The sequence below is a fragment of the Flavobacterium hibisci genome, from assembly GCF_020026925.1.
In the GTDB taxonomy this organism is placed as follows: Bacteria; Bacteroidota; Bacteroidia; order Flavobacteriales; family Flavobacteriaceae; genus Flavobacterium; species Flavobacterium hibisci.
Genome location: NZ_JAIQDW010000065.1, coordinates 1 through 351 on the forward strand (window position 1 = coordinate 1; position 351 = coordinate 351).

Annotated in this window: 1 rRNA gene; it reads left to right on the top strand. The window is 55.3% G+C overall.

Features of this window, described 5'->3' with window-relative positions:
• Positions 1-351 (top strand): 16S ribosomal RNA (locus K8B81_RS20855); the annotation flags it as partial.

Here is a 351-nt window from a genome sequence, read left to right on the forward strand (position 1 = left end):
GTCAGCTCGTGTCGTGAGATGTTGGGTTAAGTCCCGCAACGAGCGCAACCCTTGTCATTAGTTGCTACATTCAGTTGAGCACTCTAATGAGACTGCCGGTGACAAACCGGAGGAAGGTGGGGATGACGTCAAGTCCTCATGGCCCTTATAGGTGGGGCTACACACGTCATACAATGGCTGGTACAGAGGGTTGCCAACCCGCGAGGGGGAGCTAATCCCATAAAACCAGTCGTAGTCCGGATCGCAGTCTGCAACTCGACTGCGTGAAGTCGGAATCGCTAGTAATCGCGGATCAGCATGCCGCGGTGAATACGTTCCCGGGTCTTGTACACACCGCCCGTCACACCATGG